Source organism: Enterobacter sp. ODB01, from assembly GCF_001623605.1.
Taxonomy (GTDB): Bacteria; Pseudomonadota; Gammaproteobacteria; order Enterobacterales; family Enterobacteriaceae; genus Enterobacter; species Enterobacter kobei.
Window position 1 is genome coordinate 1,021,892 of the sequence record NZ_CP015227.1, and the last position, 18,824, is coordinate 1,040,715.

Sequence of the window (18,824 nt, forward strand, 5' to 3'; positions counted from 1 at the left end):
AGGTCACAAGATATGAAGATTATCATTCTGGGCGCAGGACAGGTTGGTGGAACGCTGGCAGAAAACCTGGTTGGCGAAAACAATGACATCACTATTGTTGATACCAACGGAGATCGTCTGCGCGTATTGCAGGACAAATTTGACCTTCGCGTTGTGCAGGGTCACGGTTCGCATCCGCGCGTTCTGCGCGAGGCTGGCGCTGACGATGCCGACATGCTGGTTGCGGTCACCAGTTCTGATGAAACCAATATGGTGGCTTGTCAGGTAGCCTATTCGCTTTTCAACACACCAAACCGAATCGCACGTATCCGCTCTCCGGACTATGTTCGCGATGCCGAGAAACTGTTTAATTCAGAAGCGGTTCCAATCGATCATCTCATCGCGCCTGAACAACTGGTTATCGACAATATCTATCGCCTGATCGAATATCCAGGGGCACTGCAGGTGGTGAACTTTGCCGAAGGGAAAGTCAGTCTGGCTGTAGTTAAGGCTTATTACGGTGGGCCATTGATTGGCAACGCGTTGTCCACCATGCGCGAACATATGCCCCATATTGATACGCGCGTCGCCGCTATTTTCCGTCACGACAGACCTATCCGCCCGCAAGGCTCTACCATTGTCGAAGCTGGCGATGAGGTCTTCTTTATTGCTGCCTCTCAGCATATCCGTGCGGTGATGAGTGAGCTACAGCGTCTCGAAAAGCCTTATAAACGTATTATGCTGGTCGGCGGCGGCAATATCGGCGCGGGTCTCGCGCGCAGGCTGGAAAAAGACTATAGCGTGAAATTGATCGAGCGCGATCAACAGCGTGCTTCTGAACTGGCGGAGAAGTTGCAAAATACGATCGTATTTTATGGCGATGCGTCGGATCAGGAGCTGCTGGCAGAAGAACATATTGATCAAGTAGATCTTTTTATTGCCGTCACTAATGATGACGAGGCGAATATTATGTCTGCCATGCTCGCCAAGCGTATGGGGGCAAAGAAGGTCATGGTGCTTATCCAGCGTAAGGCTTATGTTGATCTCGTTCAGGGCAGCGTTATTGATATTGCCATTTCACCGCAGCAGGCAACGATTTCTGCCCTGCTTAGCCATGTACGTAAAGCGGACATTGTCGGTGTTTCATCGCTCCGCCGCGGTGTGGCTGAAGCCATTGAAGCGGTGGCGCATGGTGATGAAACCACGTCACGCGTTGTGGGCCGCGCCATCGACGAAATTAAATTGCCGCCAGGCACCATAATCGGCGCTGTCGTGCGTGGGAATGATGTCATGATCGCCAATGATAATTTGCGTATTGAACAAGGCGATCACGTAATTATGTTCCTTACCGATAAAAAGTTTATTACCGACGTCGAACGTTTATTCCAGCCAAGTCCCTTCTTCCTTTAATGAGTCGGGTGCTCGCATACGAGCACCCACGCTTTAACCGCTTAATTCCTGTGCCTTTTATTTTTCATAACGTTTAATTATCCCGAATGGCAAATAGCTAATCATTTGTTAAACTTATAGTCGTCAGCTGGCACAAGGAGAACATAATGAGTTTTATTAAAGAATTTCGCGAATTTGCGATGCGCGGGAACGTGGTTGATTTGGCAGTGGGTGTCATTATTGGTGCGGCATTCGGCAAGATTGTTTCATCATTAGTTGCAGATATCATCATGCCACCTTTAGGGTTGCTCATCGGGGGCATTGATTTCAAACAATTTGCCTTCACGCTGCGTGAAGCGCAGGGGGATATCCCGGCAGTAGTGATGCATTATGGCTTATTTATTCAGAACGTATTTGATTTCGTGATTGTGGCGTTTGCTATTTTCATGGCTATCAAGCTGATCAACAGACTCAACCGTAAAAAAGAAGAGCCAGCAGCTGCGCCAGCACCAACGAAAGAAGAAGTCTTGCTGACTGAAATCCGCGATCTGTTAAAAGAGCAGAACAACCGCGTTTAATCAGCAAATTAAAGCAGGAAGGCCAGTGGTAAATAAGCGATTCGCTTGCTTGCCACTGGCCTCCCAGTTACCCCGTTTTGCATGTTTGTTTTTACGCAGATAACTTCCCTTCCCTTTTTTATTCTTTTCAACACGCTGTCGAAAAAGCGGGTCGTGAAGTAAGGCCTCAATGGCATTGTCTTTAATTTGTCCCTTCGTATGCTGATAGTGGCTCATCTTTTCTCCTGAGCATGATTTATGACGACTGAAGTCTAGACCCGGGTGGATTAAAAATCAACATCCCCGCGTTTCTCCACTGGCCCCCTGTTCAAGGGCTTCAAGAATTGAACAATAAATACTGCTATGGGCCGTTCCACAGCAGGCATCATTCAGCCTTTGCAGAGAACGTTGCATGGTTTGCAGCTCCTGAATACGGGCTTCAACTTCATCAAGCCGGGCCTGCACGATGCTTTTTGATTCCTGGCAGGTATGATGTTCAGGATCGATGCGGATCGATAATAACTCGCGGATCGAGTCCAGCGTGAATCCAAGCTGTCGCGCATAGCGTATAAATCTTAAACGCTGTAGATCGTTATCGGTATAAAGCCGAAACCCGCCTTCTGTGCGTACTTCATGATCGATCATCTGCTGCTTTTCGTAATATCGGATAGTATCCGGCGTTACGTTCGCGAGCTTTGCAAGTTCACCGATACGGTACATCGCTACTCCTCGTTTATTTTCTGCATCAATCTTTCACTGTATTCGCCATGCAGAAATTCAGTACTCAACCCGGCCTGACGTAACTTGAGCTCGACAAGGGCAAGCCTGCGGCTAAGTTCAGTATGTCGTGGATCGTCCCGGCGAATACCTTTTAGCAAATCGATAAGTTCAACGGCCTCTCTGCGCTGCTCAAGCTCAGGAGGAAGACAGCCGGCGTTTTTTAGTAAACGGTATCCGGCCCGCAGTTCAGGCGCAATATGCGAATCATCTTCCAGCACAAGAGGTTCGCCGCTTCCGGGGAGATCGTCGAAATCACCTTTATTTTGGGCATCGCGAATATGGCGTTCTGCCCACTGGTCAAGCAACCACATCGTCAGCTCCAGGGGATGAACAGAATTAATACAGACATTGTAGAGAAGTGGAGATACTGCGGATATAAAAAAACCCGCCGAGGCGGGTTTTTTTACGTTACTGCAGATTACTCTGCAGCAGCTTCTGCTTTCTCTGAACGATCAACCAGCTCGATGTAAGCCATCGGCGCGTTGTCGCCTGCACGGAAACCACACTTCAGAATGCGAGTGTAACCACCGGCACGGCTCGCGAAACGCGGGCCCAGTTCGTTAAACAGTTTTGCCACGATCTCGTTATCACGAGTGCGGGCGAATGCCAGACGACGATTAGCAACGCTGTCAGTCTTGGCAAGAGTAATCAGCGGCTCAACTACGCGACGCAGCTCTTTCGCTTTAGGCAGGGTCGTCTTGATGATTTCATGACGAACCAGTGAACCTGCCATGTTGCGGAACATAGCCTGGCGATGGCTGCTGTTGCGGTTCAGTTGACGACCACTCTTACGATGGCGCATGACCTTATCCTTCTCAGTAAAACCTTAACCTGTGATCCGGTTACTCGTCAGCAATGCTTGCTGGTGGCCAGTTTTCCAGGCGCATGCCCAGAGACAAACCACGTGAAGCCAGCACGTCTTTAATCTCGGTAAGAGATTTTTTACCCAGGTTCGGCGTTTTCAGCAACTCAACCTCGGTACGCTGTACCAGATCACCGATATAGTGGATAGCTTCTGCCTTGAGGCAGTTAGCAGAGCGGACAGTCAATTCGAGATCGTCAACAGGGCGCAGCAGGATCGGATCGAATTCTGGTTTCTCTTCTTTCACTTCCGGCTGACGAACATCACGTAAGTCAACGAAAGCTTCCAGTTGTTCTGCCAGGATGGTTGCCGCACGACGAATCGCCTCTTCAGGATCGATTGTGCCGTTGGTTTCCATTTCGATGACCAGCTTGTCCAGGTCGGTACGCTGTTCTACACGCGCTGCTTCAACATTGTAGGCAATACGCTCTACAGGGCTGTAGCATGCGTCGACCAGCAGACGGCCGATTGGGCGCTCATCTTCTTCCGAATGAATTCGGGCAGAAGCCGGCACATAACCACGACCGCGCTGAACTTTGATACGCATGCTAATAGCTGCGTTCTCATCGGTCAGGTGGCAGATCACGTGCTGCGGCTTGACGATTTCAACATCACCGTCGTGGGTGATGTCGGCTGCAGTCACAGGGCCAATGCCAGATTTATTCAGAGTAAGAATAACTTCATCTTTACCCTGAACTCTCACCGCCAGCCCTTTCAGGTTGAGCAGGATTTCAAGGATATCTTCCTGAACGCCTTCTTTGGTGCTGTACTCATGAAGTACACCATCAATCTCAACCTCGGTCACCGCGCAACCCGGCATCGATGAGAGCAGAATACGGCGCAGTGCGTTACCCAGAGTATGGCCAAAGCCACGCTCTAAAGGCTCAAGGGTCACCTTGGCGTGCGTCGAACTCACTTGCTCGATATCTACCAGGCGCGGTTTTAGAAACTCTGTCACAGAACCCTGCATTGTGTCCTCTCTTTGGTACTAAGCTTTACTTGGAGTAAAGCTCGACGATCAGGTGTTCGTTAATGTCCGCAGACAGATCAGAACGTTCCGGCTGACGCTTGAACGTACCTTCCATCTTGCCAGCATCAACTTCCAGCCAGGTTGGCTTTTCACGCTGCTCAGCCAGCTCCAGAGCGGCCTTCACGCGAGATTGCTTTTTCGCTTTCTCACGAATGCTAACAACGTCATTCGCTTTAACCTGATAAGAAGCGATGTTAACAACACGACCGTTTACCATGATTGCTTTGTGGCTAACCAACTGGCGTGATTCAGCACGAGTCGCGCCGAAGCCCATACGGTAAACAACGTTGTCCAGACGACCTTCCAGCAGAGCCAGCAGGTTTTCACCTGTGTTGCCTTTCAGACGTGCTGCTTCTTTATAGTAGTTACGGAACTGACGCTCCAGCACACCGTAGATACGGCGAACTTTTTGCTTTTCACGCAACTGCACACCATAGTCAGACAGACGCGGTTTACGCGCACCGTGCTGGCCAGGAGCTTGTTCAATTTTACACTTGGTATCGATCGCGCGAACGCCAGACTTAAGGAATAAGTCGGTGCCCTCACGACGGCTCAGCTTGAGCTTAGGACCCAAATATCTTGCCATTTTCTATCTCCAACTAACCTAAAAAACGAGCGTTATACGCGACGTTTTTTCGGCGGACGACAACCGTTATGAGGGATCGGAGTCACATCAGTAATATTCGTGATGCGGAAACCAGCGGCGTTCAGAGCGCGAACAGTAGATTCACGACCCGGACCCGGACCTTTAACCATAACTTCCAGATTCTTGATGCCGTATTCTTTTACGGCTTCAGCGCAACGCTCTGCTGCAACCTGAGCTGCGAACGGAGTGGATTTGCGAGAACCACGGAAACCGGAACCACCGGCTGTTGCCCAACCCAAAGCGTTACCCTGACGATCAGTAATAGTAACGATGGTGTTGTTGAAAGAAGCATGGATATGAGCCACGCCGTCAGAGACTTGTTTTCTTACACGTTTACGTGCACGAACTGGTGCCTTTGCCATTATTCAATCACCCCGATTATTTCTTGATCGGTTTGCGCGGACCCTTACGGGTACGTGCGTTGGTCTTAGTACGCTGACCGCGCACTGGCAGACCACGACGATGACGCAAACCGCGATAGCAACCAAGATCCATCAGGCGCTTGATGCTCATGCTGATTTCACGGCGCAGATCACCTTCAACGACAAATTTGGCAACTTCGTCACGCAGCGTGTCGATTTGTTCTTCAGACAGCTCACTGATCTTAACATCTTCAGCGATACCCGCTGCAGCCAGAATGGCTTTAGAACGGGTCTTGCCGACGCCGTAGATCGAAGTTAATGCGATCACAGCATGTTTCTGATCAGGAATGTTAATGCCTGCTATACGGGCCACTATGCACTCCTACTATTTAATATGTACGCACCATGCTGAAAAGCCCGTTTTCAGGATACTCAAATGGAAACGTACAGACATACAAAAGATTGGCTGGCTAATCTAGCCAGCTCAACCCAACTTTGCAAGAAAAATATGCGAAATAATCAGCCTTGGCGCTGTTTATGCTTCGGCTCGGCACTGCAAATCACACGGATGACACCATCACGCTTAACGATTTTGCAGTTACGGCATAATTTCTTGACGGAAGCACGAACTTTCATTTTTACTCTCCGTAACTTCTCAGGCGACCAATTAGCGGCCGTAGCCTTTCAGGTTCGCCTTCTTCAATGCAGACTCATACTGACTGGACATCATCAGAGTTTGCACTTGAGCCATAAAGTCCATAATCACGACAACAACGATAAGCAGTGAGGTCCCACCGAAGTAGAACGGTACTTTCATTGCATCACGCATGAACTCCGGGATCAGGCAGATAAAAGTAATATAAAGCGCACCAACCAAAGTCAGGCGGGTCATTACTTTATCGATATACTTCGCCGTTTGCTCTCCCGGACGAATTCCTGGTACAAATGCACCGGACTTCTTCAGGTTATCTGCTGTTTCACGCGGGTTGAAGACCAACGCCGTGTAGAAGAAACAGAAGAAGATGATCGCAGACGCATAGAGTAACACATAAAGTGGTTGCCCAGGCTGCAAATACAGCGAAATTGTTGTCAGCCAGTTCCAACCAGTACCGCCCCCGAACCATGACGCGATGGTTGCCGGGAACAGAATAATACTGGAAGCGAAGATTGCCGGGATTACCCCCGCCATATTCACTTTCAGCGGTAAATGTGTGCTCTGTGCAGCATAGACACGACGACCTTGCTGACGTTTCGCGTAGTTCACCACAATGCGGCGTTGACCACGTTCAACGAAGACAACAAAGAACGTCACTGCAAATACTAATACTGCAACCAACAGCAACAGGAGGAAGTGCAGGTCGCCTTGACGCGCTTGCTCGATAGTGTGGGCGATGGCTGGCGGAAGACCCGCAACAATACCGGCGAAGATAATGATTGAGATACCGTTACCGATACCACGCTCAGTAATCTGTTCGCCGAGCCACATCAGGAACATCGTCCCTGTGACCAGACTAACAACAGCGGTGAAATAGAATGCAAAGCCTGGGTTTAATACCAGGCCCTGCATACCAGGCATATTCGGCAGACCGGTAGCAATACCGATCGACTGGAATATTGCCAGCACCAGAGTACCGTAACGGGTGTACTGACTAATCTTACGACGTCCAGACTCCCCTTCTTTCTTCAATTCTGCCAGGGCCGGATGAACGACCGTCAGCAGCTGGATAATAATCGATGCCGAAATATACGGCATGATACCCAGAGCGAAGATAGAAGCACGGCTGAGAGCACCACCAGAGAACATGTTGAACATTTCAATGATGGTGCCTCGCTGTTGCTCAAGCAGTTTGGCAAGTACAGCGGCATCGATACCAGGGATCGGAATAAAAGAGCCAATACGGAACACAATCAGCGCGCCGATAACAAACAGCAGTCTGCGTTTCAGCTCGCCAAATCCACCTTTGGCACTTTGAAAATCTAATCCCGGTTGCTTAGCCATCTGCTACTTATTCCTCAATTTTACCGCCAGCAGCTTCGATAGCAGCACGAGCACCTTTAGTAACACGCAGGCCACGAACAGTTACCGGAGTAGAAACTTCACCAGACAGGATCACTTTCGCGAACTCGATCTGAATACCGATAATGTTTGCTGCTTTCAGCGTGTTCAGGTCTACAACGCCGCCTTCAACTTTCGCCAGGTCAGACAGACGGATTTCCGCTGTGATCGCTGCTTTGCGAGAGGTGAAGCCGAACTTCGGCAGACGACGGTACAGTGGCATCTGGCCACCCTCGAAACCGCGACGTACGCCACCGCCAGAACGAGAGTTCTGACCTTTGTGACCACGACCACCGGTTTTGCCGAGGCCAGAACCGATACCACGACCCAGGCGTTTACCCGCCTTTTTAGAGCCTTCGGCCGGAGACAGAGTATTTAAACGCATCTCTTACTCCTCAACTTTAACCATGAAGTAAACCGCGTTGACCATACCACGAACAGCAGGAGTATCCTCGCGCTCAACGGTATGACCAATACGACGCAGACCCAGGCCAAGCAGCGTTGCCTTGTGTTTCGGCAGACGACCGATTGCACTGCGGGTTTGAGTGATTTTAATAGTCTTTGCCATGGTCAATTACCCCAGAATTTCTTCAACGGATTTACCACGCTTGGCAGCGACCATTTCTGGAGAATTCATATTTTCCAGGCCATCAATAGTTGCACGAACCACGTTAATCGGGTTGGTGGAACCATATGCTTTGGCCAGAACGTTATGAACCCCAGCAACTTCCAGAACGGCGCGCATTGCACCACCGGCGATGATACCGGTACCTTCTGAAGCTGGCTGCATGAATACACGAGAACCCGTGTGAACACCTTTAACAGGGTGTTGCAGGGTGCCGTTGTTCAGCGCGACGTTAATCATATTGCGACGGGCTTTTTCCATCGCTTTCTGGATCGCTGCTGGAACTTCACGCGCTTTACCGTAACCAAAACCAACGCGACCGTTACCATCGCCTACTACAGTCAGAGCTGTGAAGGAGAAAATACGACCACCTTTAACGGTTTTAGATACGCGGTTTACCGCGATCAGCTTTTCCTGCAGTTCGCCAGCCTGTTTTTCGATGTGAGCCATCTTACACCTCTACCTTAGAACTGAAGGCCAGCTTCACGGGCAGCATCTGCCAGTGCCTGGACACGACCATGATATTGGAACCCGGAACGGTCAAAGGAAACATTGCTGATGCCTTTTTCCAGAGCGCGTTCAGCAACAGCTTTACCTACAGCTGCAGCGGCGTCTTTGTTACCGGTGTACTTCAATTGTTCTGAGATAGCTTTTTCTACAGTAGAAGCAGCTACCAGAACTTCAGAACCGTTCGGTGCAATTACCTGTGCGTAAATATGACGCGGGGTACGATGTACCACCAGGCGAGTTGCACCCAGCTCTTTGAGCTTGCGGCGTGCGCGGGTCGCACGACGGATACGAGCAGATTTCTTATCCATAGTGTTACCTTACTTCTTCTTAGCCTCTTTGGTACGCACGACTTCGTCGGCGTAACGAACACCCTTGCCTTTGTAAGGCTCAGGACGACGGTAGGCGCGCAGATCTGCTGCAACCTGACCGATCAGCTGTTTATCAGCGCCTTTCAGCACGATTTCAGTTTGAGTCGGACATTCTGCAGTGATACCGGCCGGCAGCGGATGCTCAACAGGGTGTGAGAAGCCCAGAGACAGGCCTACTGCATTCCCTTTGATCGCTGCACGATAACCTACACCAACCAGCTGAAGCTTTTTAGTGAAGCCTTCGGTAACACCAACAACCATTGAGTTCAGCAGGGCACGCGCGGTACCAGCCTGAGCCCATCCATCCACGAAACCATCACGTGGACCGAAGGTCAGAGCGTTATCTGCATGTTTAACTTCAACAGCTTTGTTGAGGGTACGAGTCAGCTCGCCGTTTTTACCTTTGATCGTAATAACCTGACCGTCGATTTTAACATCAACGCCGGCAGGAATGACGACCGGTGCTTTAGCAACACGAGACATTCTTTCCTCCGATTAGGCTACGTAGCAGATAATTTCGCCACCAAGACCAGCCTGGCGCGCTGCACGATCAGTCATAACACCTTTAGAGGTAGAAACAACTGCGATACCAAGACCAGCCATAACTTTTGGCAGCTCATCTTTTTTCTTATAGATGCGCAGGCCTGGGCGGCTGACACGCTGAATGCTTTCTACAACAGCTTTACCCTGGAAATACTTGAGAGTAAGTTCCAGTTCCGGCTTGGTGTCGCCTTCAACTTTAAAATCTTCGATAAAACCTTCTTCCTTCAGCACGTTGGCAATTGCCACTTTCAGCTTGGCGGAAGGCATGGTGACCGCAACTTTGTTCGCGGCCTGACCGTTACGGATACGGGTCAGCATATCCGCGATCGGATCTTGCATGCTCATCTGTCTTTACTCCCGTGATTCAATTGGTAATTACCAGCTAGCCTTTTTCAAGCCTGGCACTTCACCGCGCATGGCGGCTTCACGCAGTTTGATACGGCTCAACCCAAACTTGCCCACATAACCATGTGGACGACCTGTTTGACGACAGCGGTTACGCTGACGAGACGGGCTGGAATCACGCGGCAGAGACTGCAGCTTGAGAACCGCATTCCAACGATCTTCGTCGGAAGCGTTCACATCAGAAATGATCGCTTTCAGTTCAGCGCGTTTAGCGAAGAATTTATCAGCTAAAGCTACGCGCTTTACTTCGCGTGCTTTCATTGATTGCTTAGCCATTCAGTAACCCTACCTTACTTGCGGAACGGGAAGTCAAAGGCAGCCAGCAGAGCACGGCCTTCTTCGTCAGATTTCGCAGTAGTGGTAATGGTAATATCCAAACCACGCACGCGGTCGACTTTATCGTAGTCGATTTCTGGGAAGATGATCTGCTCACGGACACCCATGCTGTAGTTACCACGACCGTCGAAAGACTTAGCGGACAAGCCACGGAAGTCACGGATACGTGGAACAGCAATAGTGATCAGGCGCTCAAAGAACTCCCACATGCGTTCGCCACGCAGAGTTACTTTACAGCCGATCGGATAGCCCTGACGGATTTTGAAGCCTGCAACAGATTTGCGTGCTTTGGTGATCAGCGGTTTTTGACCGGAGATTGCTGTCAGGTCAGCTGCTGCGTTATCCAGCAGTTTCTTGTCAGCGATCGCTTCACCAACACCCATGTTCAGGGTGATCTTCTCGACCCGAGGGACTTGCATGACAGAATTGTAGTTAAACTCAGTCATGAGTTTGTTAACTACTTCGTCTTTGTAGTAATCATGCAGTTTCGCCATCGTACTACTCCAAATTACTTGATAGTTTCGCTGTTAGACTTGAAGAAACGGACTTTTTTGCCGTCTTCGAATCTAAAGCCTACACGGTCAGCCTTGCCGGTAGCCGCATTGAAGATTGCAACGTTAGAAACCTGAATAGCAGCTTCTTTTTCAACGATGCCACCTGGTTGGTTCAGGGCCGGAACCGGCTTCTGATGTTTCTTAACCAGGTTGATACCTTCAACGACGAGTTTGCCGGAAGACAGAACATTTTTTACTTTACCGCGTTTACCTTTATCTTTACCGGTTAACACGATAACTTCGTCATCACGACGGATTTTCGCTGCCATGATTCGCTCCTTAGAGTACTTCTGGTGCCAGAGAGATAATTTTCATGAACTTCTCAGTACGAAGTTCACGAGTTACCGGCCCAAAGATACGCGTGCCGATAGGCTGCTCGCTGTTATTGTTCAAAATAACGCATGCATTACCATCGAAGCGAATGACAGAACCGTCAGGGCGACGAACACCCTTCTTGGTGCGCACCACTACCGCTTTCAGCACATCACCTTTTTTGACCTTACCACGTGGAATTGCTTCTTTGATGGTGATCTTGATGATGTCGCCTACGCCTGCGTAGCGACGGTGCGAGCCACCCAGAACCTTGATACACATTACGCGACGTGCACCGGAGTTGTCGGCGACGTTCAGCATAGTCTGTTCTTGGATCATTTTAGTGCTCCGCTAATGTCAACTACTACCTGAGACTCTAAAATCAGAGCCGTTAAAAAGCCCCATATCGAGGGCGCGGCATTATAACACCGCTTCTGCAATATGGGTAGAAAAAATAAACGGCTCATCGCTGAGCCGTTTATTCGTATTGAGAATGCGTACTGTATTACAGAACCGCTTTCTCTACAACGCGAACCAGCGTCCAGGACTTAGTCTTGGACAGTGGACGGCATTCACGGATTTCAACCTTGTCGCCGATACCACATTCGTTGTTCTCGTCATGTACGTGCAGTTTGGTCGTACGCTTGATGAATTTACCGTAGATCGGGTGTTTCACAATACGTTCGATAGCTACAACAATGGATTTCTCCATTTTGTCGCTAACAACACGACCTTGCAGAGTACGGATTTTATCGGTCATTACGCACCCGCCTTCTGAGTCAGTAAAGTCTTAACGCGTGCAACATTGCGACGCACTTGCTTCAGCAGGTGAGTCTGTTGCAGCTGGCCACTTGCAGCCTGCATACGCAGGTTGAACTGCTCACGCAGCAGGTTCAGCAGCTCAGCGTTCAGCTCTTCAACGCTTTTTTCACGCAGCTCTTTTGCTTTCATTACATCACCGTCTTAGTTACAAAGGTGGTTTTGATAGGCAGTTTCGCTGCTGCCAGGCCGAAGGCTTCACGGGCCAGCTCTTCCGGAACACCGTCCATTTCATAAAGGACTTTGCCCGGTTGGATCAAGGCAACCCAGTACTCCACGTTACCTTTACCTTTACCCATACGAACTTCCAGCGGCTTCTCGGTGATCGGTTTGTCCGGGAATACACGGATCCAGATCTTACCTTGACGCTTAACTGCACGGGTCATTGCACGACGTGCTGCTTCGATCTGACGTGCAGTCAGACGACCACGGCCAACAGCTTTCAGACCGAAAGTGCCGAAGCTAACATCCGTACCCTGCGCCAGACCACGGTTGCGGCCTTTGTGCACTTTACGGAATTTTGTACGCTTTGGTTGTAACATCAGCGACGCTCCTTATTTACGGCCTTTACGCTGCTGCTTTTTAGGTTGAGCAGCCGGTTTTTCCGGTTGTTCAACAGCAGCCATACCACCCAGGATCTCACCTTTGAAGATCCATACCTTAACGCCGATTACACCGTAAGTGGTGTGCGCTTCAGAGGTGTTGTAGTCGATGTCAGCACGCAGAGTGTGCAGCGGTACGCGACCTTCACGGTACCATTCGGTACGTGCGATTTCCGCGCCGCCCAGACGGCCGCTAACTTCAACTTTGATACCCTTAGCGCCCAGACGCATTGCGTTCTGTACAGCACGCTTCATAGCACGACGGAACATAACACGACGTTCCAGCTGAGAAGTGATGCTGTCAGCAACCAATTTAGCGTCCAGTTCAGGCTTACGAACTTCAGCGATATTGATCTGTGCAGGAACGCCAGCGATATCCGCTACGACCTTGCGCAGTTTTTCTACGTCTTCGCCTTTCTTACCGATAACGATGCCAGGACGAGCAGTGTGAATAGTCACACGGATGCTCTTAGCTGGACGCTCGATAACGATACGAGATACAGACGCTTTAGCCAGTTCCTTAGTCAGGTACTGACGTACTTTAAAATCGCTGTCCAGGTTGTCAGCGAATTCTTTGGTGTTCGCAAACCAGGTAGAGTTCCATGGTTTTACAATACCCAGGCGAATACCATTAGGATGTACTTTCTGACCCATTGCTAGTCTCCAGAGTCTCAGCGATCGGACACAACCACAGTAATGTGGCTGGTGCGCTTCAGGATGCGATCTGCACGACCTTTCGCACGCGGCATAATGCGCTTCATGCTTGGGCCTTCATCTACGAAAATTTTCGCGACTTTCAGATCGTCGATGTCAGCGCCATCGTTGTGTTCAGCGTTAGCAATGGCAGATTCCAGTACTTTCTTGACCAATACCGCAGCTTTCTTGTTGGTATAGGTCAGGATGTCCAGGGCCTGCGACACTTTCTTACCGCGAATCAGGTCAGCAACAAGGCGAACCTTCTGTGCAGAAGAACGAGCATGGCGATGTTGAGCTAAAGTTTCCATCTCTTCCTCCTACCTTATTTCTTCTTCGCTTTTTTATCAGCAGCGTGGCCGCGATAAGTACGAGTCGGTGCGAATTCACCCAGTTTGTGACCAACCATTTCGTCGGTAACAAAGACTGGAACGTGCTGACGACCATTATGGACAGCGATGGTCAAACCGATCATGTTAGGAAAGATCGTTGAACGACGGGACCAAGTGCGCAGGGGCTTCTTGTCTCCGCTTTCCACCGCTTTCTCTACCTTCTTCAGCAAGTGCAGGTCAATAAAAGGACCTTTCTTGAGAGAACGTGGCATGGCTTATCCTCTAAAATTATTTGCTACGGCGACGTACGATAAATTTATCAGTACGCTTGTTGCTGCGGGTCTTCTTACCTTTGGTCTGAACGCCCCACGGAGTTACCGGGTGCTTACCAAAGTTACGACCTTCACCACCACCATGTGGGTGGTCGACTGGGTTCATCGCAGTACCGCGAACGGTAGGACGAACACCACGCCAGCGTGCAGCACCTGCTTTACCCAGAACGCGCAGCATATGCTCAGCATTGCCAACTTCGCCCAGAGTAGCGCGGCAGTCTGCTTCGACTTTACGCATTTCACCAGAACGCAGACGCAGGGTGACATAAGCACCGTCGCGCGCAACGATCTGAACGTAAGTACCCGCGGAACGCGCCAGCTGACCGCCTTTACCTGGTTTCATTTCTACGTTATGAACGGTAGAACCAACCGGGATATTGCGCATCGGCAGGGTGTTACCTGCTTTGATTGCAGCATCAACGCCAGACTGAATCTGGTCGCCAGCTTTCAGGCCTTTAGGGGCCAGGATGTAACGGCGTTCGCCATCTTTGTACAGAACCAGCGCGATGTTCGCGGAACGGTTCGGATCGTACTCAAGACGTTCAACAACTGCTGGGATACCGTCTTTGTTGCGTTTGAAGTCAACAATACGATAAGCCTGCTTGTGGCCACCACCGATGTGACGAGTGGTGATACGGCCATTGTTGTTACGACCACCGGATTTGCTGTTTTTTTCCAGCAACGGAGCAAAAGGTTTGCCCTTGTGCAGCTCAGGGTTAACCACTTTAACTACGTGGCGACGACCCGGAGATGTCGGTTTACATTTAACAACTGCCATTGTATTACTCCTCCGACTTACTCAGCGCCGCCAACGAAGTCCAGGTTCTGGCCTTCTTTCAGGGTGACGTAAGCTTTTTTCCAGTCGCTACGACGACCGATACGCTGTCCGTGACGTTTAACTTTCCCTTTAACAACCAGGGTGTTAACGACTTCGACTTCGACTTCAAACAGTTTCTGCACAGCAGCTTTGATCTCTGCTTTGGTCGCGTCTTTAGCAACTTTGAGAACGATGGTGTTTGTTTTTTCCATCGCAGTAGACGCTTTTTCAGAAACGTGCGGTGCGCGAAGCACCTTCAGCAGACGTTCTTCACGAATCATGCCAGCATCTCCTCAACTTGCTTAACAGCATCAGCAGTCATTACGACTTTGTCGAAGGCGATCAGGCTAACCGGGTCGATACCAGTCGCATCGCGTACGTCAACCTTGTGCAGGTTACGTGCGGCCAGGAACAGGTTCTCGTCCAGCTCACCGGTGATGATCAGCACATCTTCCAGAGCCATGTCTTTCAGTTTCTGAGCCAGCAGCTTAGTTTTAGGCGCTTCTACAGAGAACTTCTCGACAACGATCAGACGATCCTGACGTACCAGTTCGGACAGGATGCTTTTCAGCGCGCCGCGGTACATCTTTTTGTTAACTTTTTGACTGTGGTCCTGTGGACGCGCAGCGAAGGTCACGCCACCTGAACGCCAGATCGGGCTCTTGATAGAACCTGAACGCGCACGGCCGGTACCTTTCTGGCGCCATGGCTTTTTGCCAGAACCAGTTACTTCAGCACGAGTCTTCTGAGCACGAGTACCCTGACGAGCACCAGCTGCATAAGCAACAACAACCTGGTGAACCAGCGCTTCGTTGAAATCACGACCGAAGGTAGTTTCGGAAACAGTCAGCGCGCTCTGCGCGTCTTTCAATACTAATTCCATTGCTATCCCCTTACGCCTTCACAGCTGGTTTAACGATCAGGTCGCTACCGGTTGCACCCGGGACCGCACCTTTAACCAGCAGCAGGTTGCGCTCAGCGTCAACACGTACTACGTCCAGGCTCTGAACGGTTACACGTTCGTTACCCAGCTGACCTGCCATTTTCTTGCCTTTGAACACTTTGCCCGGAGTCTGGTTCTGACCGATAGAACCCGGAACGCGGTGAGACAAGGAGTTACCGTGGGTAGCGTCCTGGGTACGGAAGTTCCAGCGCTTAACGGTACCAGCAAAACCTTTACCTTTAGAGGTACCGGTTACGTCAACTTTTTTAACGTCAGCAAACAGCTCAACGCTAATGTCCTGACCTACGGTGAACTCTTCGCCTTCAGCAAGACGGAATTCCCACAGACCACGGCCAGCTTCTACGCCAGCTTTAGCGAAGTGACCCGCTTCTGGTTTGGTTACACGGTTAGCTTTTTTAGCACCAGTGGTAACCTGAATAGCGCGGTAGCCATCGTTAGCCAGATCTTTAACCTGAGTAACGCGGTTTGCTTCAACTTCGATTACGGTTACTGGGATAGAAACGCCATCTTCAGTGAAGATGCGGGTCATACCCACTTTTTTACCGACTAAACCAATCATTGTTTCAACCTCTCAATCGCTCGATGACCTGATTAACCCAGGCTGATCTGCACGTCTACACCGGCAGCCAGATCCAGACGCATCAGAGCATCAACGGTTTTCTCAGTTGGCTCAACGATGTCAACCAGACGCTTGTGAGTGCGGATTTCGTACTGATCACGCGCGTCTTTGTTAACGTGCGGAGAGATCAGAACGGTAAAGCGCTCTTTGCGGGTCGGCAGCGGGATCGGACCACGGACTTGCGCACCAGTGCGCTTAGCAGTCTCGACGATTTCCGCGGTTGATTGATCGATCAGACGATGATCAAACGCTTTAAGGCGGATACGGATTCTTTGGTTCTGCATGAGACCAGAGCTCCAATTATTTTATAAACGAAAATGATTACTCCTCAAACCCATTACGATTGATGGGAGAGTGTAACCGTTCTTACGTAGCTCCCCAATTGGGAGCATTGTTGAGTAACAAAATGCGCTACCCAGGTTCATATCGAACCAGCCGTCAATTACGACAAGCCCGCGCATTATACGTATTTACAGGCTTAATGCAAGTCGACTGTGTCGATAATAACCAACCTTTTGCAAGACACGTACACTACTGGTCAATATCTGCTATCGCCTGCTTAACACGCGCTTCAAGATCGCCCTTTTCCCCGGGAGCAACCGGATGCTCAGCGTCGCTTTCCTCCGACACACTAACATCCGTCTCTTCCACCGGCACCGGCAAGGGACGCTTCTTATAGATATAGTGCTCCTCAGAAAGCCGATAATGCTGAGGCTCTGGTGATGAAGACGCGTGCAGAGCAATCCCGCGGTACAGGTAATACCCGACGACCGCGCAACCCACACTATATAAAAGCCAGGACAATGCGATGCATATCCCCGCCCAAAGCGGGCGCGGCATATCTGGCCGGACAAAGCGTACTTTGGGCTGCAAAGAGGTTTCCGTTTGCTCGCTCATATCGTCCCTCTTTCCTGAATCAACGTTGGACTTTCACCCAGGGCTTGCCATAGCCTGATAAGTGACAACTGTCCCATCACACCATCGACTTTAATCTTATTTTGCGCCTGAAACTGGCGGACCTTCTCAGTTAGCAGCGAACTCCATTCTCCCGTCCCTTCCGCCTCGACATTCAGCACGCGGCTCAGCATCGTATCAAGCCAGACAATGTCATCGGTGCTACTCTTCTTTGTTATGCTTGCGTTGCCGTCGGGCGATGGCTTCCACATTCGCGTCACATTCCCTGTCCAGACATGGCTGAACCATGCCTTATCAAGGATCCATGTTTGATTTCCTGACAGCACGGTAAGCGTGTTCTCTCCTCCCCCGATCACGACGACAGGGAAACTGGCGCTACCTGCTTTCAGGGTGGCGACCCAGGGAAGTCCGTCAGACAACAGTGTTTCAAGCGTTTCGGTGCCGGAAAGGCAGGCCATCCCGCCCCGGTATGCCTGATCGCACCAGGCTTCTCCTTTGTCTACCTCATACCCCCAGACGCTAAACAGTAAACTGAGCGATTCATTGGTAGACATCGTCTCTGCCATCAGTCGCGCATGTGTTGAGACAGGTCTTGAGAATTCTACAGGAAGCAACGTTGTGAGCGGTGGCAGCCAGCGGGAAAGAGGCCTGGCGAAGTATACGCCTCCTCCACCACATAACACCGTTAACACCAACAGCAGCAACCAGGTTACGCCCTGACGGCCAGGTGCGGGCAGGTAACGCAACGCCTCACGCTGAAGAGAAGCGTCAATAATAGAGGCGGCATGTTCCTCCCCCTCCATCTTATTACGACGAATAACCCCTCCCAGTCGCGCAGCAAGATGAAGATTGCCATCGCAACGTCTCATGCATCGTCTGATAAATTGTTCCGGAACAGTGTTGGTTGTCTCAGGGCCAATGCCTGCATGAGAGGAGATCACCTTGCGGTAATCTTTACTGTCCGGCGCGGGTATCTCAAACCATACCGGCTGTAATACCCGTAACTCGCGCTGCTGACGACGGTTGAATATCCCTGTAAGTAGCAATCGGGCTTGCGGCATCATGGTCATAAACGCCAGAATCGTTGAAACAAGCCCCCTGGAGATTCGGTGTCCATCTTCCAGGACAAACAGCGGCATACTGCCGTGTATCACGGTCCCCGCGCTGTACAGTTCCTCCCAGAGCTTCTCAACAGGGAATATTTTTCCCGCCAGACTGTTATCCGTCTGCGAATCCGCAATAATCACCCACTCCCACAGGTAACCTTTTCGGTTCAAAGGGCTGATGGTGAGCGCGCGATAAGGCCACGCGCTAATCACCCCTTGCGCAAGCACACTTTTTCCTGCCCCTTTACCGCCCTGCAATATTAGCCATTGTTCCTGAATTAACGTGGAAAACATGCTGTCCCGAATCAGAC

At 50.5% G+C, this 18,824-nt stretch carries 35 protein-coding genes; 2 read left to right on the forward strand and 33 right to left on the reverse strand.

Annotated elements, in window-relative coordinates:
* Nucleotides 1–12: 12 nt before the first annotated feature.
* Both trkA and mscL read left to right on the forward strand, forming a co-directional pair.
* A complete protein-coding gene (trkA, locus tag A4308_RS04875) occupies nt 13–1,389 on the forward strand; it encodes a Trk system potassium transporter TrkA (RefSeq protein WP_014885463.1) in 1,377 nt (458 codons plus the stop codon).
* Nucleotides 1,390–1,535: 146 nt separating this feature from the next.
* Complete coding sequence (gene mscL, locus A4308_RS04880) at nt 1,536–1,946, forward strand: large-conductance mechanosensitive channel protein MscL (RefSeq protein WP_045135129.1); 411 nt, start codon at nt 1,536–1,538, stop codon at nt 1,944–1,946.
* Here the strand turns inward: mscL and A4308_RS04885 are convergent, their stop codons facing one another.
* The 33 genes from A4308_RS04885 to A4308_RS05045 form a co-directional block, all read right to left on the reverse strand.
* On the reverse strand, nt 1,947–2,162 hold the full coding sequence (locus A4308_RS04885) for an alternative ribosome-rescue factor A (protein ID WP_014885464.1): 216 nt from the start codon (nt 2,160–2,162) through the stop codon (nt 1,947–1,949).
* Nucleotides 2,163–2,219: 57 nt separating this feature from the next.
* On the reverse strand, nt 2,220–2,645 hold the full coding sequence (zntR, locus tag A4308_RS04890; RefSeq protein ID WP_014885465.1) for a Zn(2+)-responsive transcriptional regulator: 426 nt from the start codon (nt 2,643–2,645) through the stop codon (nt 2,220–2,222).
* A 2-nt stretch (nt 2,646–2,647) separates the two neighbouring features.
* Nucleotides 2,648–3,016, reverse strand: coding sequence for a DUF1992 domain-containing protein (locus A4308_RS04895; protein ID WP_014885466.1), 369 nt, complete (start codon nt 3,014–3,016; stop codon nt 2,648–2,650).
* Nucleotides 3,017–3,123: 107 nt separating this feature from the next.
* A complete protein-coding gene (gene rplQ, locus A4308_RS04900) occupies nt 3,124–3,507 on the reverse strand; it encodes a 50S ribosomal protein L17 (protein WP_001216368.1) in 384 nt (127 codons plus the stop codon).
* Nucleotides 3,508–3,547: 40 nt separating this feature from the next.
* A complete protein-coding gene (locus A4308_RS04905) occupies nt 3,548–4,537 on the reverse strand; it encodes a DNA-directed RNA polymerase subunit alpha (RefSeq protein ID WP_002919219.1) in 990 nt (329 codons plus the stop codon).
* 25 nt (nt 4,538–4,562) lie between these two features.
* Nucleotides 4,563–5,183, reverse strand: coding sequence for a 30S ribosomal protein S4 (gene rpsD / locus A4308_RS04910; RefSeq protein ID WP_003863314.1), 621 nt, complete (start codon nt 5,181–5,183; stop codon nt 4,563–4,565).
* Nucleotides 5,184–5,215: 32 nt separating this feature from the next.
* Nucleotides 5,216–5,605, reverse strand: coding sequence for a 30S ribosomal protein S11 (gene rpsK, locus A4308_RS04915; RefSeq protein WP_003863312.1), 390 nt, complete (start codon nt 5,603–5,605; stop codon nt 5,216–5,218).
* Nucleotides 5,606–5,621: 16 nt separating this feature from the next.
* Entirely contained in the window at nt 5,622–5,978 is a 357-nt protein-coding gene (gene rpsM, locus A4308_RS04920; RefSeq protein WP_003863308.1) for a 30S ribosomal protein S13, read from the reverse strand.
* A 146-nt stretch (nt 5,979–6,124) separates the two neighbouring features.
* Entirely contained in the window at nt 6,125–6,241 is a 117-nt protein-coding gene (gene rpmJ / locus A4308_RS04925) for a 50S ribosomal protein L36 (RefSeq protein WP_000868187.1), read from the reverse strand.
* A gap of 31 nt (nt 6,242–6,272) precedes the next feature.
* Nucleotides 6,273–7,604 carry a preprotein translocase subunit SecY gene (gene secY / locus A4308_RS04930; RefSeq protein ID WP_003863305.1) on the reverse strand — a complete coding sequence of 444 codons (1,332 nt, stop codon included), beginning with the start codon at nt 7,602–7,604 and terminating at the stop codon, nt 6,273–6,275.
* A gap of 7 nt (nt 7,605–7,611) precedes the next feature.
* The gene (gene rplO / locus A4308_RS04935; protein ID WP_014885468.1) at nt 7,612–8,046 is read right to left on the reverse strand and encodes a 50S ribosomal protein L15; all 435 of its coding nucleotides are present in this window, start codon (nt 8,044–8,046) and stop codon (nt 7,612–7,614) included.
* 3 nt (nt 8,047–8,049) lie between these two features.
* Entirely contained in the window at nt 8,050–8,229 is a 180-nt protein-coding gene (gene rpmD / locus A4308_RS04940) for a 50S ribosomal protein L30 (protein ID WP_003863301.1), read from the reverse strand.
* A 6-nt stretch (nt 8,230–8,235) separates the two neighbouring features.
* Nucleotides 8,236–8,736: a 30S ribosomal protein S5 gene (rpsE, locus tag A4308_RS04945; RefSeq protein ID WP_003863299.1), complete on the reverse strand. Its 501-nt coding sequence runs from the start codon at nt 8,734–8,736 to the stop codon at nt 8,236–8,238.
* 14 nt (nt 8,737–8,750) lie between these two features.
* Nucleotides 8,751–9,104, reverse strand: a complete 354-nt coding sequence (gene rplR / locus A4308_RS04950) for a 50S ribosomal protein L18 (RefSeq protein WP_003863297.1) — start codon at nt 9,102–9,104, stop codon at nt 8,751–8,753.
* Nucleotides 9,105–9,113: 9 nt separating this feature from the next.
* A complete protein-coding gene (rplF, locus tag A4308_RS04955) occupies nt 9,114–9,647 on the reverse strand; it encodes a 50S ribosomal protein L6 (protein ID WP_003863296.1) in 534 nt (177 codons plus the stop codon).
* A gap of 12 nt (nt 9,648–9,659) precedes the next feature.
* On the reverse strand, nt 9,660–10,052 hold the full coding sequence (gene rpsH / locus A4308_RS04960) for a 30S ribosomal protein S8 (protein WP_006178918.1): 393 nt from the start codon (nt 10,050–10,052) through the stop codon (nt 9,660–9,662).
* Between the two features lie 30 nt (nt 10,053–10,082).
* Complete coding sequence (gene rpsN / locus A4308_RS04965; protein ID WP_003863291.1) at nt 10,083–10,388, reverse strand: 30S ribosomal protein S14; 306 nt, start codon at nt 10,386–10,388, stop codon at nt 10,083–10,085.
* A 14-nt stretch (nt 10,389–10,402) separates the two neighbouring features.
* A complete protein-coding gene (gene rplE, locus A4308_RS04970; protein ID WP_001096206.1) occupies nt 10,403–10,942 on the reverse strand; it encodes a 50S ribosomal protein L5 in 540 nt (179 codons plus the stop codon).
* A 14-nt stretch (nt 10,943–10,956) separates the two neighbouring features.
* On the reverse strand, nt 10,957–11,271 hold the full coding sequence (gene rplX / locus A4308_RS04975) for a 50S ribosomal protein L24 (RefSeq protein WP_003863287.1): 315 nt from the start codon (nt 11,269–11,271) through the stop codon (nt 10,957–10,959).
* 10 nt (nt 11,272–11,281) lie between these two features.
* The gene (gene rplN, locus A4308_RS04980) at nt 11,282–11,653 is read right to left on the reverse strand and encodes a 50S ribosomal protein L14 (protein ID WP_002919748.1); all 372 of its coding nucleotides are present in this window, start codon (nt 11,651–11,653) and stop codon (nt 11,282–11,284) included.
* Between the two features lie 166 nt (nt 11,654–11,819).
* Nucleotides 11,820–12,074 carry a 30S ribosomal protein S17 gene (gene rpsQ / locus A4308_RS04985; protein WP_008503489.1) on the reverse strand — a complete coding sequence of 85 codons (255 nt, stop codon included), beginning with the start codon at nt 12,072–12,074 and terminating at the stop codon, nt 11,820–11,822.
* Entirely contained in the window at nt 12,074–12,265 is a 192-nt protein-coding gene (gene rpmC, locus A4308_RS04990; RefSeq protein WP_003863282.1) for a 50S ribosomal protein L29, read from the reverse strand. The genes rpsQ and rpmC overlap by 1 nt, the downstream gene beginning before the upstream one ends.
* Nucleotides 12,265–12,675 (reverse strand): 50S ribosomal protein L16, encoded by a 411-nt coding sequence (rplP, locus tag A4308_RS04995; protein WP_002919759.1) that lies wholly within the window; start codon nt 12,673–12,675, stop codon nt 12,265–12,267. Before rplP ends, rpmC begins: the two co-directional genes overlap by 1 nt.
* Before the next feature lie 12 nt (nt 12,676–12,687).
* Nucleotides 12,688–13,389 (reverse strand): 30S ribosomal protein S3, encoded by a 702-nt coding sequence (gene rpsC / locus A4308_RS05000; protein WP_000529945.1) that lies wholly within the window; start codon nt 13,387–13,389, stop codon nt 12,688–12,690.
* A gap of 17 nt (nt 13,390–13,406) precedes the next feature.
* Nucleotides 13,407–13,739, reverse strand: a complete 333-nt coding sequence (gene rplV / locus A4308_RS05005) for a 50S ribosomal protein L22 (RefSeq protein WP_002919773.1) — start codon at nt 13,737–13,739, stop codon at nt 13,407–13,409.
* A gap of 14 nt (nt 13,740–13,753) precedes the next feature.
* Entirely contained in the window at nt 13,754–14,032 is a 279-nt protein-coding gene (gene rpsS, locus A4308_RS05010; protein WP_001138117.1) for a 30S ribosomal protein S19, read from the reverse strand.
* A gap of 16 nt (nt 14,033–14,048) precedes the next feature.
* Complete coding sequence (gene rplB / locus A4308_RS05015) at nt 14,049–14,870, reverse strand: 50S ribosomal protein L2 (RefSeq protein WP_000301859.1); 822 nt, start codon at nt 14,868–14,870, stop codon at nt 14,049–14,051.
* A 17-nt stretch (nt 14,871–14,887) separates the two neighbouring features.
* Entirely contained in the window at nt 14,888–15,190 is a 303-nt protein-coding gene (gene rplW, locus A4308_RS05020) for a 50S ribosomal protein L23 (protein WP_000617546.1), read from the reverse strand.
* Nucleotides 15,187–15,792 (reverse strand): 50S ribosomal protein L4, encoded by a 606-nt coding sequence (gene rplD / locus A4308_RS05025; protein WP_000424395.1) that lies wholly within the window; start codon nt 15,790–15,792, stop codon nt 15,187–15,189. The genes rplW and rplD overlap by 4 nt, the downstream gene beginning before the upstream one ends.
* Before the next feature lie 10 nt (nt 15,793–15,802).
* Nucleotides 15,803–16,432, reverse strand: coding sequence for a 50S ribosomal protein L3 (gene rplC, locus A4308_RS05030; RefSeq protein WP_003863274.1), 630 nt, complete (start codon nt 16,430–16,432; stop codon nt 15,803–15,805).
* Between the two features lie 32 nt (nt 16,433–16,464).
* Nucleotides 16,465–16,776, reverse strand: coding sequence for a 30S ribosomal protein S10 (gene rpsJ, locus A4308_RS05035; protein WP_001181005.1), 312 nt, complete (start codon nt 16,774–16,776; stop codon nt 16,465–16,467).
* A gap of 247 nt (nt 16,777–17,023) precedes the next feature.
* Nucleotides 17,024–17,389 (reverse strand): hypothetical protein, encoded by a 366-nt coding sequence (locus A4308_RS05040; RefSeq protein WP_045135130.1) that lies wholly within the window; start codon nt 17,387–17,389, stop codon nt 17,024–17,026.
* Nucleotides 17,386–18,807, reverse strand: coding sequence for a peptidoglycan-binding domain-containing protein (locus A4308_RS05045; RefSeq protein ID WP_197469592.1), 1,422 nt, complete (start codon nt 18,805–18,807; stop codon nt 17,386–17,388). Before A4308_RS05045 ends, A4308_RS05040 begins: the two co-directional genes overlap by 4 nt.
* Between the last annotated feature and the right edge of the window lie 17 nt (nt 18,808–18,824).